Origin of the sequence: Paenibacillus antarcticus (assembly GCF_001637225.1) — a bacterium.
GTDB classification, from domain to species: Bacteria; Bacillota; Bacilli; order Paenibacillales; family Paenibacillaceae; genus Paenibacillus_AQ; species Paenibacillus_AQ antarcticus.
On record NZ_LVJI01000054.1, the window covers coordinates 187,659 to 201,811 of the forward strand.

The following is a 14,153-nucleotide window of genomic DNA, read 5'->3' on the forward strand; positions in this document are numbered from 1 at the left end:
ATGAGTGTACCTATTCTTATTGAGCGAGTACGCTAAATCTACAAAGGAATCTACCAAAAAGGGTGGTTCTTTTTTTTGTTACTAACTATACTTGAAGAAATATCGGAGACCTTGAAACCAACATGGAGGGAAGCATGAAACTATTTACTGCGAGAAAAACGTCCAAAGGGTTCGTGTACAAAAAAATAGTGATCGTATTTATAGCATTTCTTATTCCGCTCATTTCGATGAACATTTGGGTGAATTACAAGGGCATGTCATTGACTAAAAATGCGATTTTGGATTCATCTCTAGCAGGAGCCTCCTTTTATTCCAAGCAGCTAGATAAAGAAATGTATTTCATCCGTAATCTTCAATTGCAATTTCTAAGTGATAAGGATTTACAGAAACTTAGCTTTAGAGGCAGTATGTTAGAGAATTATGAAAAAGTGGCCTTAATTGATCAAGTCAGAGATCGATTGACTACGCTTCTGATCTCTAGCGAGTATGTAATCAATGCTGGAGTATATGTAAGCGCTGTAGGGAAAACAATCTCCAGTATGAAGGGAGTCACTAATACGCCCAATGAGGAATTCAGGATTATTTCTTCCATGATGAGAACAATGCCGAAACCTTCATTCTACAGGGAGGGAGATCGAATTTTCTTCATAGAGACTGAGAATAACGGTGGAACAATCTCATATATAGAAATATCTAAATCAAAGTTATTAGAAGCTCTAAACCAAATCTCTACGTTATATCAGGAATCGGAAGTATTGCTCGGAAATAGAGACTTGGGTTCTATAATGTCTACAACAATGGATAATCAAGAATCTGCAGCAATTTTACACCTTATTGACGATCAGAGTCAGAGTGTTCGTGATTCGATCAGTCCGGTCAGTAAAAAAGTAAAAGGAACAAGTTATTTTATCATGGAGAATGATGTTGGTTCCTTGGATTTATCGCTCATTATGTATGTGAATCAGCGTGAAATTACACGTCCGTTAAGTCAGTTCATAACGTGGTTTTACACTTTATTTGGCATAGCCATTGTAGTTATGGTACTCTATTCGTTTTCGCTCAGTCTCATGATTCATAGACCTCTATCCAAGTTAGTAAAGGCATTTCGTATGATAGAAACCAATAACCTCAATATCGTGATAGAGTCTAAGACCAAGGATGAGTTTCACTATTTATTCCATAGTTTTAACCGGATGGCTTCCAAATTGAAGCGATCCATCGAGGTGAATTACGAGCAGGAAATTGCTTTACAGCACTCCCAATTGAAGCAATTACAGTCACAAATCAACCCCCATTTCCTCTATAATAGCTTCTTTAATATTTATATGATGTGTAAAGTTGGGGATTCAGAGAGTGCTGCTGAGCTTTCACAGAAGCTAGGGAGTTACTACCAGTACATAACGAGGAGTGGATCGGATGAGGTGCCTCTGTATAAAGAGTATCGCCATGCCCTAGATTATTGCGAGATTCAGTGTATTCGTTTCTCGAATCGCATTCGATTTGAATACGATGAAATTACGGATGTATCGAATACCATCTCCGTGCCGCGTCTTATCATCCAACCGATTGTTGAAAATGTGTTTGAGCATGCCTTTGAAGATGATTCTATGGATGGCGTAGTGTATATCAGCAGCACGCATTATCAACCAGAGGCGGTACGGATTACAGTGGAGGATAACGGCAATCTTGTTGCAGATAAAGACATAGAAATTTTACAAGAGAAACTTGCAATGGATTCAAAACAAATGGAGAAGACAGGTTTGATAAACGTTAATAATAGATTGAAATTAAAGTATAGATCCGGAAGTGGCATATTTGTGTCCCGTAGCCAATATGGCGGGTTAAGGGTTGAGCTTGTGATTATGAATGAGAATGAGGAGGCATAACACATGTATAGACTGATGATTGTAGATGATGAACCTGTCATTGTAAACGGCTTAGTTCAGCTTTTTCAAGAAAATACGGAATTTGAACTGGATATATGTAAAGCATATTCATCGAAAGAAGCGCTTGCTATAGCCATGACAACAAAGCTGGACATCTTAGTCTGTGATATTCGCATGCCGCAGAAGAATGGTCTTCAACTTGTAGATGAAATTGCCTACTATTGGCCTTTATGCCGAATTATATTTCTAACAGGCTATAGTGAATTTGAATACGTATATGAAGCGTTACGTAAAAAAGTGGATAATTACATCCTCAAGACCGAAGGTATAGAACCTATTTTTCAAGCGGTAAAAGTAGCGATTAGTAAACTAGAAGAGGAGAATAACCTTAGAAGACAACAGGAAAGGGTACAAATGCAGTTCCAGATTGCTGAACCCTTCCTTAAAAATGAAATGTTAGAAAAAGTGTTTAACGGGGAATCTATGATCTCCTTAAGGTGTGAACCCCGCTATGAGAAAGTGGATATTAGGATATCCATCGATCAACCTGCATTCTTTCTTATTGGACAAGTGGACAGGCTAGAGGGACATAACTCTAAGATTAATCTTCAGACCGTTCAACGGATATTTGACAATTACTTACCTCCCTCAATCGTATGTGAAAAAGTAATCTATCCTGATGATGTGCTTGTGTGGCTACTTCAACCGGGTGAGGAATTGAGGAGTCGGTTTCCAGAAGGCCGTGGCATAGTCGTCTATATGAGGGGGATCTTGGAACTTGTACAGAATGAATGCGAAGAGCTTCTAAGGGTTTCTGTGTCTTTTGGCATTTCAAGAAACCTAATGAATCATTGGGACACCATTAGACATCAGTACAAATCGCTACATGCATTGGTCGAAAATAGAGTTTCATTAGGTCAGAATATGATTATTGTAGATATCGATAAGACAAACAAGGATGAAGAAGCTTTTTACGAAGGTGGACGGGCACAGCAGGATGATATGAAGGCATTAGTCATCGATCAAATTCAACGTTTCATAGACAAGAACATATCAGGCGATGTATCCCTTACTGCCATTGCGGAGGAAGTGCATTTCAATCCTTCGTACTTGTCACGCTATTATAAACAGACAACAGGCCATAATTTATTAGAATATATTCAAACAAAGAAGCTAGATGGAGCACTTCACTTGATGGAGAATACAACCTTGAAGTTGAATGAAATCGCCATTCGGGTTGGGTTTGATTCGCATTCCTATTTTACGACCTTCTTCAAAAAAAAGATGGGAATATCTCCGCAGGAATATCGAAACTCTAAATAGTTGAATAGGTAAACAAATTGCAAGTGATGTAAAAACTTCTAAATTGATAGCGCTTTCTTATTATCTTAAGATGGAAATAAGCAGATAAGTTCATACGATTACAGATAACAAAGGGGAGCGTATTCAACATGAAAAGGATCAAACCATGGAAAATGATATTACTTGTCACGATGGTACTTTCAGTATTTACAGCATGTTCGAATCAAGGTGATGACGCATCTAATGCAACATCCTCGACCAATGGGGAAGCGACGGATAATCTCGCACCGCCAGACCCACTAGGGAAATATCCTAAACTCGTAACAGTAACCGAAGTACTCGGCTATAATGCGCCAGAAGATTCGCGAACTCCCAAAGGCATTAAACCAGAAGAGAATGCTTACTTCAAAGATTTGAAAGAAATGATGAACATCGAAGTGAAATATAAGTGGACGGTACCGTCTAGTCAATATGATCAAAAATTTGCACTTGCTATGGCATCTGGAGATCTACCGGATATTCTTGAGCTTGATCCGAAGAATTTCGAGAAACTTAAAAGTCAAGATATGCTTGCTGATTTGACGGATGCCTATAAGCAATACGGATCACCTGTTTTGAAAGAATATATGGAGTCTGACGATGGATTCGCCATGAAAACATTTGAATCTGAAGGCAAGCAATTAGCTATTCCTTCTTTCGAGGATCCTTTCTTATCCGCACAATTACTCTGGATTCGGAAAGATTGGCTTGATAACCTAAATTTACAAGCCCCGAAGACCATGGATGAACTAGAAAAAGTTGCAGAAGCATTTGTTAAAAACGACCCAGACCAGAATGGTAAGGATGACACCTATGGAATCGCCGCGCAAAAGAGCTTGTTTTTCTGGGGATTTGATCTGAGAGGATTCTTTAATGGATTTGGTGCCTACCCTTCCATGGGTGATGCTCAATCCGCTTGGATTAAAGATACCGAAGGGAAGTTAATACCGGGTCTTATTCAACCTGAAGTGAAGAATGCTCTAGGTAAGCTGCAATCTTGGTATCAGAATGGAATCCTTGATAAAGAGTTCGCTCTCAAGGATGAGAATAAGTCAGTAGAAGATATCACGGCAGGTAAAGTGGGTATATCTTACGGAGAATGGTGGTATCCGAACTGGCCACTTAACTTAAATATGGATAAAGATCCGAAGGCGAATTGGATCGCAGTTCAGATTCCAGGAATGGAAGGACCCGGAAAGACGCTTGTTTCTAAGATCCGCATCGGTAAGCTGTTCGCGGTAAACAAGAAGTCTAAGAATCCAGAGGCAGCTATTAAATTGATCAACTTCTACATCGAAATGGGCAAAAAACAATATAGAGATAAGAATCAGTCTGCAAACGGTTATGTATATAACTGGTTTAATCCGCGGATCACCGATCCTGCTCAGATTGATACCATCTATACAGAAGTGAACAAGGCTCTTGAAGCGAAGCAACAAGAAATTACATTAGATGATGGAAATTACAAGGATACAGCAGATGTTTTCAAAGCAACAACTGATTACCTTGCAGGTGATACGTCTAATGCAAGCAAAGGTGTCAATTGGGGGCAGTACTTTAGTCGTGCTGCCAAAGATGGTGGTTGGGGAATGACGCGGCAGCTTAAAGAGAACAAAGCATTTGTGAACAATGAATTCTATGGTATACCTACGGCATCCCAAGTAGACAAGGGTACTCAACTTGATAAATTAATGCAAGAATCATTCACCAAAATCATCATGGGTGCTCCTCTAGATGAATTCGATAAGTTCGTTGCAAGTTGGAAATCGTTAGGTGGAGATCAAATTACGCAAGAGGTAAATGAATGGTATACGAAGGAAGCGAAATAACAACATAAGCTTACAAAGCGGGAGAGATGAGTCGAGAAGTCGGTATCACCTCCCGTTTTAAATGAGTAGGAAGGGTGGGTCTCTATGAGAACGCTGAAAAAAGAGTATCTGCTACATCTGATGTTAATACCTGGTGTTATCGTTACATTGATTTATGCATATGGCCCTATGGCAGGTCTTGTGATGGCTTTTCAACAATTCGAGCCGTTATCTGGATTTTTTAAATCGAAATTTGTAGGGTTGGATAACTTTCGTTACGTATTTCAATTACCGGATTTCGGTCAAGTCCTCTGGAATACAGTTATCATCTCAGTCATCAAAATGGTGTTATTTCTGATCGTCCCTCTTGTTCTTGCTCTATTGCTAAATGAGGTAACTAAGCAATGGTTCTCACGTATTATTCAATCCGCTGTTTTCTTACCATTCTTTCTATCATGGACTGTTCTTGGAGGTATCATCATTGAGTTGTTCTCGTTGAATGGTGCTGTGAATGGTTTGTTAACGAATATTGGATTCAAACCCATTATGTTTATGTTGGATAATCAATGGTTCAGGGGAATTATTATTGGATCAGATGTCTGGAAAGGGATGGGCTACAATATGATCGTCATGCTTGCGGTCATCATTGGTATTAATTCCACGCTCTATGAGGCGGCAGAGATAGATGGAGCTGGAAGGTGGAAGCAAATGGTTCACATTACGCTTCCAAGTATGGCCCCGATCTTGATTTTACTCGCTGTATTGAGCTTAGGTAGCATTCTCAACGCAGGCTTTGAGCAAATCTTGATCATGTATAACCCAACAGTGTATGAAGGGGCAGATGTGATTGATACGTTCGTGTATCGATTAGGTATGTTTAGCCAACAGTTCGGACCTGCTGCAGCTGTCGGTCTCTTTAAATCAGTGATCTCATTAGTCTTGGTATCGTCGACCTACTATGCTGCTTACAAATACAATGGCTATCGAATATTCTAGGGGTTGGAGGTAGTGCAATGAGACATAAACAATCAATCAGCAGAAAGTTATTTATCGTATTCAATACATTGTTGTTAGCGGGTATCACTATACTCAGTATCATTCCGTTCATTCATTTACTCTCCATATCACTTAGCTCGAATACAGCAGCGAGTGCTGGAGAAGTAAGACTCTGGCCCGTTGGATTCACCTTCGATGCCTATGTGTATTTAGGAGAAAAGGTAGAGTTCTTTCGATCCTTATGGGTTTCAGTAAAGCGAGTGGTTCTGGGTACAATTGTGAATTTATTCCTTGTTTTCATTACAGCATACCCATTATCCAAAACGAATGATCGGTTTAAATTTAGAACGCTATATGTATGGTTCTTTGCAATCACCATGTTTTTCGGTGGTGGATTAATTCCTACCTATATCGTAGTGAAAAATACAGGGTTGATAGATTCCATTTTGTCGTTGATCTTGCCAGGCGCATTAAATGTATGGAATATGGTCTTACTGTTGAACTTTTTCAGATCCATTCCCAAAGAATTGGATGAGGCAGCTACGATTGACGGAGCGGGCCATTGGACAATACTATGGAAAATTTACTTACCAGTATCGTTACCCTCGATTGCTACCATTGGCTTATTCACGATTGTGGGGCATTGGAACGCTTGGTTTGACGGAATTCTTTACTTGAATTCACCGGATAAGTACCCACTGCAGACGTATCTATCAACATTAATAATGTCTATGAATGCTCAGATGTCATCTATTTCGATAGAGCAGATTAAAGCGATGGAGAACCTGAGCGAGAAGACACTCAAGACAGCTCAAATTTTCATGGGCGCTTTGCCCATTATGATCGTCTATCCATTCTTACAGAAATATTTTGTTAAAGGAATCATAGTCGGAAGTGTTAAAGAGTAGATGCTAAGCAGAGGAGAGAATGAGAATTTATGAAGAAAATTACAGTGGCGTTAATCGGTGCGGGGCTACGAGGAATCAATTATTTAGAATATGCTCTTCAGCATCCTCATGAACTTGAGGTCATAGCTGTAGCTGAACCGATAAAGGAACGAAGAGAGAATTTGAAAGCAAGGCATGACATTGCAGATGACATGTGTTTTGAGAGTTGGGATGAATTCTTCATGCTTCCAAAACTCGCTGATGCGGTACTTATATGTACTCAAGATAAACAGCATTTCGAACCAACGATGAAAGCGCTTCAGGCAGGCTATCATGTGCTGCTCGAAAAGCCGATGTCCCCTGATCCTAAAGAATGTATCTTGATGGGCGAAATGGCTTCCCAGGTCAATCGCGTATTCTCCATTTGTCATGTGTTACGTTACACCCAATTCTTTTCTACTATTAAAGAATTACTTAATCAGGGTGCCATTGGTCAATTGATGTCGATCCAGCACAATGAGAATGTGGGTTACTGGCATCAAGCACATAGTTTCGTTAGAGGTAATTGGAGCAGAAAAGAAGATTCTAGTCCGATGATTTTGGCGAAGTCAGGTCATGATCTCGATATTCTCCTGTGGTTGGCAGATTCTGAATGCGTTCAAGTATCTTCCTTTGGATCTCTCGCTCATTTCACTGCCGATCAAGCACCTGAAGGAGCACCTCTACGCTGTCTAGATGGTTGCCCTGTCGCTGATGAATGCCTATATTATGCGCCTAATCTATATTTAACCGAAGATACGAATTGGCCTACGTCGGCCATTAGTGATGATATGAGTTATCGTGCCCGTTATCAGGCATTGAAGGAAGGACCTTACGGTAGATGCGTCTATCATTGTGATAACGACGTTGTGGATCATCAAGTTGTGAATTTAGAATTTGCAAATTCTGTCACCGCAGCGTTTACGATGAGTGCATTTACTAGAGATGTTAGCAGGACGATGAAACTTATGGGAACAAAAGGTGAAATCCGTGGCGCAATGGAGAAGAATGAAATTGAGATTCTTCATTTCGGGAGCGGTAAGGTTGAGCGAATATCCTTTGAGGATAAGGGAGGCCATGTCGGACATGGCGGTGGTGATATGGGGTTAATGAAGGATTTCCTAAGGCTTGTTCGGGAGGATGGTAAAAGTCATGGGATTACTTCCGCGGAACAATCGATTCAAAGTCACCTCATGGCGTTTGCCTCCGAGCAGTCAAGAATGGATGGTAACAGTGTTCGACTGAAAGATTTTGCGCAATATGTATGCGCTATCGAGGAAGTGCTCTAAATGATAAATAATCAAGCACAGTTGCAAACCATGTTACTAAGCTCGCTAACCAAGGTATTTGCCGATGAGAGACCGATAGATGCGCCCTTTAGTAGTGCATGCGCTCTGTGGGGAGAAACCTATTCATTTCAGGTTGCTTACACGTCCGACTCACTTTTGAAAAATATAAGCATCGATGTTAACTCTTCTCTTGCAGATAGGGTACTTATAAGATCTGTTGGATTGGTTCCTTCAGAAATGCCTTGTTTCCATATCCATGATGATGACGTATTACGTACCGCACCGGGACTATATCCAGATCCATTATATGACCTTGATCAACAAGCCATTTCTTCTATCCCTGACCAATGGCGTTCGATCTGGGTAAGCATTGAATTGGACTCGTCGGTTCCTGCAGGAACTCATCTTTTTCAAATCACATTTCGATCTGATGAAGGGAATGTATTAGCATTAACGGATGCGTTCGAACTTAACGTCATCCCTGTCTTACTACCTCCTCAACAGCTCATTCATACGGAATGGTTCCATGTGGATTGTATTGCGACACAGTATGGCGTTGAAATATTTAGTGAAGCTCACTGGGGACTTCTAGAGCGGTATGCAGATTCCATGGTAAAGCATGGTATGAACATGTTACTTACGCCATTATTTACACCACCGCTAGATACAGCCATTGGAGGGGAACGGCCTACGGTTCAACTCGTTGATGTGGCAGTGGAGGCTGATGGTACGTATACATTTGGATTTGTTCGTCTTACACGTTGGGTGGAAATGGGGAGAAAGGTTGGCTTTAAATACTTTGAATTCTCTCACTTATTTACCCAATGGGGAGCGAAACATGCACCGAAGGTCATGGGACTCAAACAGGGTAAGGAGCAGCAACTGTTCGGATGGGAGACTGACGCATCCTCAGAAGACTATATAAGTTTCTTGGATCAATTTCTGCCACGACTTAAACAATATTTAAATGACCATGGACTAGATCAGCAAAGCTGGTTCCATATTTCGGATGAGCCCGATCGTGAGCATATGGAATCATACCGCGCTGCGAGTTATATGATTCATAAACATTTATCCGATTATCCGATAATGGATGCGTTGTCAGATCTGGGCTTGTATAAGGAAGGACTAGTAAAGAGGCCGATTCCAGGGAATAACCATATTGAACCGTTCCTTGAACATCAAGTGCCAGATCTATGGACGTATTATTGCTGCGCTCAGGGTGAGCAAGTATCGAACCGCTTCTTCAATATGCCTTCAGCCAGAAACCGGGTTATTGGATTTCAACTGTATAAGTTCGGGTTACAAGGATTTCTACATTGGGGCTATAACTTCTGGTATTCACAAAATTCGGTTCATCAGCAGTTAGATCCATATCGGACGACGGATGCGATGCATGCATTTCCTTCAGGGGATGCTTACTTGGTCTATCCAGGCAAGGAAGGTCCGATTGAGTCAATCCGACTGGAAGTGCTGTATGAAGGGTTGCAAGACATGCGTGCACTGCAGCTACTTGAACAGAAAATTGGTAAAGAGCAGACGCTAGTGATCTTGGAAGAGAGTCTAGCAGAGCCATTAACGTTCACGGAATATCCGCGGGGCGGCGGGGATTGGTTGTTAGCGACAAGAGATCGGATCAATCAAGCAATAATCCGTCACTATGCTTAAACATGTAAATCATTGATGGTAGGAGGGGAAGCATGTCTACATTTCATTATTCAGGATCATCTTTTTATGACAAGGATCAACCTATTCAGATTCTTTCAGGAGCGATCCATTATTTTCGAATTGTACCGGAGTATTGGCAAGATAGACTGTTGAAATTAAAGGCTTGTGGATTAAATACGATTGAAACCTATGTCCCTTGGAATCTTCACGAGCCGAAGAAAGGGGAATTTAATTTTGATGGCATGGCGAATCTTGTTCGGTTCATTGAGTTAGCCGGAGAACTTGAATTGAAAGTCTTTGTTCGGCCGTCCCCTTATATTTGTGCGGAATGGGAATTCGGCGGATTACCGTCCTGGCTTCTGGCTGACTCAGATATGCGACTAAGGTGCTACCATAAGCCGTTCTTGGATCACGTTGATGATTATTATGATAAGTTGCTACCTCTATTAAAGCCATTGTTACGTACGAATGGTGGGCCGATTATTGGACTACAGATTGAGAATGAGTATGGTAGCTATGGCAACGATAAAGAGTACTTGAATTATTTGAAAGAGGCCATGATAAGCCGTGGGATGGATGTGCTCTTGTTCACTTCTGATGGTCCTGAAGATTCAATGCTGCAAGGTGGCATGATCGATGGTGTTCTGGCGACCGTTAACTTCGGTTCCGGGGCAAAGCAAGCATTCGATAAGCTAAGAGAATATCAACCAGATGCACCTATCATGTGTATGGAATTCTGGAACGGTTGGTTTGACCATTGGATGGAGGAACATCATACGCAACCTACTACAACTGTCGTTAATGTACTAGATGAGATGCTTCGTCTGAATGCATCCGTGAATTTCTATATGTTCCATGGCGGAACGAATTTTGGCTTCTACAATGGGGCGAACGGTCATACAGAGGATAGTTATGAACCTACGGTTACGAGTTATGACTATGATGCGCTCTTGAATGAATCCGGTGATCCAACGGAGAAATATTATGCCGTACGTGAAGTGATTTCGAAATATGTAGAACTCGAAGCTTGTGAACTACCAGCACCTATTCCGAAGAAAGCTTATGGACGAGTCGTTATGACCGAGCAGGCGCCATTAATTGCGAATCTGGATCGTATTTCAACACCAATACATTCAGCGTATCCAGAAACGATGGAGAAATTGGGGCAGGATTACGGGTTCATCCACTATAGTACATTCATTTCTGGTCCTCGCCCGAAAGAAGAGTTCTACATTCAGGACTTGCATGATCGCGCACTTGTGTATCTTGATGGACAACTGGCTGGGGTTCTTGATCGTAGTGATTCGAGTGCTGCACAGTTAGCGTTCGATGTCCCAGCGGATGGGGTGCAGGTTAGCATATTGGTGGAGAATTTAGGTCGTGTCAATTATGGTCCCTATCTAAAAGACAACAAAGGGATTACCGAAGGTGTGCGTTATGGACGACAGTTCTTGTCGAATTGGACGACATATACACTTCCATTAACTGATTTATCTGGTCTTGCCTTTGAATCGTTATCTCAGCATACACAACCGAGCTTTTTCCGTGGGAACTGGATGGTTGATCAAATTGGAGACACGTTCCTTAGTCTGGAAGGTTGGTCCAAAGGTGTTGTTTTCATTAACGGATTTAATCTAGGACGCTATTGGAATGTTGGACCTCAGAAGACGTTGTATGTGCCAGGTCCATTATTGAAGCATGGAGATAATGAGATTGTGATATTTGAATTGCATGGAGAGACGAATAGTACAGTAACTTTCTTCGCTCAAGCTAAAATATAAATTGGGAATCTAGCCTGTTTTAATGTTATATTTCAATTTAATCAGTAAGAAAGGCCAACTACATTGGGGTAGTTGGCCTTTCTTGGTTGTGTGCTTGTTGTTGATTACATCGTGATGTTATCCTTCACTTTGATGCTAGGTTTTCTTCCAGATGAAGTAACGAACTTATTCCATATGATTTCTAGAACGTTCCATACCCCTAAATATAGCAGGCTTACGACGGCGCCAAATATGACACCATATGTGGCACGGATCAATGAAATATGAAATGGTGTATGCAGATGTGCAAATGTATCTACGAGAGAAGTCTGACCGATAATCCCTAGTGCTAATATATATAAAGCGCCTGGTCTACGTCTCAACGCAAGGTATGCACCTAATATAAACAAGGGATGAGAGAACAAGAATTCTTTGTTTCTAGGGCGTATGCCGATTGTATTCTCAAGTAATGACCGGAAGAATAATTCTATAGAAGTTGCGGATCCGCCATTTCCTGTTCTGGATATATAATAAAGCATGACAACAAGGGTGAAGCCCGCACCAATCACCCAGAGGACGCTGATGTGAGTTAACAGAAGACGTTTGGCCTTTGCAATCTTCCCTTCGAAGGTCAGTCCTTCGTTGAAGAAGAGGAGGTAAAGGCCAACTAGAACAATGGGGACCAGACTGGCCATTCGTACACCTATAAACTGATCAATATATAGTAAATATGTGACATTATCTAGCAGGGAAACAATATAAATGCCACCGATTAGTGATATAAGTGATGTATACAAAAAGAGGATGAATGCAAACCAAGGTGTTGTCGATGTCTTGGTGATCTGTTTATTACGTAACCAAGTCATAGTTATGAATAAGGCTATACTTGGTGCTGAGATTGCTACACCGAGAGCTAACATTTTGTACAATAGATTAGAAGAAAGAATGCCAATCCCACCTGTGCCTAGCAACCCCAGTATCAAGATAGATAATGCGTGAGAGGGAACAAAGGCTGACATCATGATCGTGATTAAAGATACACTGCCTAGAACGATAAGTATGGTAAGCATCGTATTCATATTTATATCGGTAAGTGAAAAGGAATGTGCTGAGCCGATTGTGAACCCTGCATCTTGGATTCGTGTAACAGCCCCATCGGTACCATCAAGAATAGAATAGATATGTTTAAGCGGGTCTGAGTACATACCTGATTCTTCACTTTGAGCAGGAATACTATTTAAGAGAATCATCCGTATGTTACGATCCTTGACAGCCAACACAAATCGGTCAGCGTAGCGTTGAATTTGTTGATCTAGTTCTTCAAGCGTAACATTCTCCAGAAGTTTGCTAGCATCTTTCTCTGAGAATTTATGCAATCGGAATATATTATAATGTAGTTGATTCGCTAGGGTGTCAAATCCCAGTGGGTCAGCCTTTTGCATCTCTATGAAAGCGACGGCTACGTTATGCTTATTAAAGAGACCTGCCATTGAGTTAATGTCATTCGGTTCTCCATCGTTCGAATACCCAGGTACGGTGGCTCCATCAATAATTACGGATTGTATATCAAATTGATCTAATTCCTTCAATACATCTTCCATATAATCCAATGAAAAAGGTTGGCGATGATTAGATAACATAGCGACGATATGGAACCCCTTATCCTTCAACAAGGTCATCGTTACTGGATCAGGATCCATAGGAACAAGTGAAGCGTCTGCTAGAGGCATTTCGATAATGAGACCGTTTTGTTGCTTATAGGTCCATGGATGGAATTTTATGTTTAATCGTGTGAAGTTCTGTTCGATCATGGTCTTCATTTCAAGCTCTGAATCTTTCTCAGCAAATAATATGTAAGTAAAGTTCTGATCAGGTGATATCTGTGTCTGTGTTAAAGCGGTGGCCTCGTGGGATGAGAATAACTCAATTCTTCGACTTAGCTTCAACGTGTTGAGTGTACTTTCATTGACAGCCATAGATGTGATTCCTGCTTGTTGCATTAATGTTAGTTGTTCTTCGACGAACTGTCTCGGATTGGGTTTGTAATCCGAAATTTGCAGGAGGTTCTTGTAATTAAACACAAATTCGACATTGTTAGATGTACTCTCTGTATTCATACGATGGTATACCACTGGAATAGAGGCAATTATTCCTAAAATAACTAGACACCATAACCATCGCAACATCTTTCGATTGATTTGGCGATATCCATTAAGCATTTGATTCATCTCCAATTGAGTATATTGTGGTGCATGGTAGACAAGGATAAGCTTGATTTGACATTGTTATCAGAATTACACGCGAAGTTAACTCTATGAAACTTAAATCTCACTTAAGTGAAAAGAGTATAGCATAATTACGAATTATGTGATATAAAACGATGATTGTTACTTAGCGATAACGAGGATATTTTTAGCGAAATATAGAGAGGGGAACAAAATGTAGACAGTAGGCATAGATGTGGAATTAACATGAGCGC

The 14,153-nt window shown here is 40.8% G+C and carries 9 protein-coding genes; 8 read left to right on the forward strand and 1 reads right to left on the reverse strand.

From position 1 onward, the window contains the following. The first annotated feature begins 134 nt into the window (after positions 1 to 134). The 8 genes from PBAT_RS23740 (at position 135) to PBAT_RS23775 (ending at position 11,695) form a co-directional block, all read left to right on the forward strand. Positions 135 to 1,886 (forward strand): sensor histidine kinase, encoded by a 1,752-nt coding sequence (locus PBAT_RS23740; protein ID WP_068653129.1) that lies wholly within the window; start codon positions 135 to 137, stop codon positions 1,884 to 1,886. Between the two features lie 3 nt (positions 1,887 to 1,889). Continuing rightward, positions 1,890 to 3,209: a response regulator transcription factor gene (locus tag PBAT_RS23745; protein WP_068653130.1), complete on the forward strand. Its 1,320-nt coding sequence runs from the start codon at positions 1,890 to 1,892 to the stop codon at positions 3,207 to 3,209. Positions 3,210 to 3,337: 128 nt separating this feature from the next. After that, complete coding sequence (locus PBAT_RS23750; protein WP_068653131.1) at positions 3,338 to 5,056, forward strand: extracellular solute-binding protein; 1,719 nt, start codon at positions 3,338 to 3,340, stop codon at positions 5,054 to 5,056. Positions 5,057 to 5,140: 84 nt separating this feature from the next. Next, the gene (locus tag PBAT_RS23755; RefSeq protein ID WP_068595064.1) at positions 5,141 to 6,031 is read left to right on the forward strand and encodes an ABC transporter permease; all 891 of its coding nucleotides are present in this window, start codon (positions 5,141 to 5,143) and stop codon (positions 6,029 to 6,031) included. A 17-nt stretch (positions 6,032 to 6,048) separates the two neighbouring features. Then, positions 6,049 to 6,939 carry a carbohydrate ABC transporter permease gene (locus PBAT_RS23760; RefSeq protein WP_068653132.1) on the forward strand — a complete coding sequence of 297 codons (891 nt, stop codon included), beginning with the start codon at positions 6,049 to 6,051 and terminating at the stop codon, positions 6,937 to 6,939. A 29-nt stretch (positions 6,940 to 6,968) separates the two neighbouring features. Further along, positions 6,969 to 8,246, forward strand: coding sequence for a Gfo/Idh/MocA family protein (locus PBAT_RS23765; RefSeq protein ID WP_068653133.1), 1,278 nt, complete (start codon positions 6,969 to 6,971; stop codon positions 8,244 to 8,246). After that, entirely contained in the window at positions 8,247 to 9,914 is a 1,668-nt protein-coding gene (locus PBAT_RS23770; RefSeq protein WP_149466332.1) for a DUF4091 domain-containing protein, read from the forward strand. It begins immediately after the preceding gene. Between the two features lie 32 nt (positions 9,915 to 9,946). Continuing rightward, positions 9,947 to 11,695 (forward strand): glycoside hydrolase family 35 protein, encoded by a 1,749-nt coding sequence (locus tag PBAT_RS23775; protein WP_068653134.1) that lies wholly within the window; start codon positions 9,947 to 9,949, stop codon positions 11,693 to 11,695. 104 nt (positions 11,696 to 11,799) lie between these two features. On the opposite strand, the gene PBAT_RS23780 is transcribed toward PBAT_RS23775, so the two are convergent. Further along, the gene (locus tag PBAT_RS23780; RefSeq protein WP_169810175.1) at positions 11,800 to 13,860 is read right to left on the reverse strand and encodes a DUF5693 family protein; all 2,061 of its coding nucleotides are present in this window, start codon (positions 13,858 to 13,860) and stop codon (positions 11,800 to 11,802) included. Positions 13,861 to 14,153 lie beyond the last annotated feature (293 nt).

Excerpts from the sequence above, each read along its gene's own strand:
- PBAT_RS23755 (WP_068595064.1), top strand. The coding sequence starts at position 5,141 with ATGAGAACGCTGAAAAAAGAGTATCTGCTACATCTGATGTTAATACCT.
- PBAT_RS23760 (WP_068653132.1), top strand. The coding sequence starts at position 6,049 with ATGAGACATAAACAATCAATCAGCAGAAAGTTATTTATCGTATTCAAT.
- PBAT_RS23745 (WP_068653130.1), top strand. The coding sequence starts at position 1,890 with ATGTATAGACTGATGATTGTAGATGATGAACCTGTCATTGTAAACGGC.
- PBAT_RS23770 (WP_149466332.1), top strand. The coding sequence starts at position 8,247 with ATGATAAATAATCAAGCACAGTTGCAAACCATGTTACTAAGCTCGCTA.
- PBAT_RS23775 (WP_068653134.1), top strand. The coding sequence starts at position 9,947 with ATGTCTACATTTCATTATTCAGGATCATCTTTTTATGACAAGGATCAA.
- PBAT_RS23765 (WP_068653133.1), top strand. The coding sequence starts at position 6,969 with ATGAAGAAAATTACAGTGGCGTTAATCGGTGCGGGGCTACGAGGAATC.
- PBAT_RS23750 (WP_068653131.1), top strand. The coding sequence starts at position 3,338 with ATGAAAAGGATCAAACCATGGAAAATGATATTACTTGTCACGATGGTA.
- PBAT_RS23740 (WP_068653129.1), top strand. The coding sequence starts at position 135 with ATGAAACTATTTACTGCGAGAAAAACGTCCAAAGGGTTCGTGTACAAA.
- PBAT_RS23780 (WP_169810175.1), bottom strand. The coding sequence starts at position 13,860 with ATGTTGCGATGGTTATGGTGTCTAGTTATTTTAGGAATAATTGCCTCT.